General features: G+C 44.0%; 1 pseudogene. It reads left to right on the top strand.

The features are described 5' to 3' along the window. Window positions 1–598: pseudogene (locus ACVC08_RS00160) on the top strand (hypothetical protein); the annotation flags it as partial.

Here is a 598-nt window from a genome sequence, read left to right as displayed (position 1 = left end):
TGATGCCGATGGCTTTGCCAGTTTCGATTTAACCGAAAAAGAGCCAGAAATACTAAACCAATTAGACACAGACCCATCTAACGATTTAGACCCTACACAATACATCGTAACCTACTATATCACAGAAGCCAATGCCAATGCAGGGACCAACCCTATAGCAACGCCAAATGCCTTTGTCAACACTATAGCCAATACCCAAACTCTATGGATACGAGTAGAAGACAATACCAATAGCTGTGCAACAGTACGCCCACTAGAACTCATAGTCAACCCATTACCCGTACTCGTACAACCAAGTCCACTAGAACTCTGTGATGTTAACAATCCAGGCGATGAAGTCGAAGAATTTAATCTAGAAGAGGCCAACGCACAAATACTAAATGGGCAAACAGGCATCACCCTAAGCTATTACCTAACCCAAGCCGATGCCGATGCCGCAGTTAACCCATTACCAACATTATACACCAATGTTGTTAATGCCCAAACCATCTATGTAAGAGCCTCAATAGACCTTACAGGTTGTTACGACACCATCACCCTAGACCTAAGAGTCAACCCATTACCATCACCAGTAGCCACACCAGTAGCCTACCAAGAA

The sequence above is a fragment of the Pontimicrobium sp. MEBiC06410 genome (genome assembly GCF_053601615.1).
The sequence above is the reverse complement of the archived record's forward strand: the minus strand, read 5'-3'. Positions and strand labels throughout refer to the sequence as shown.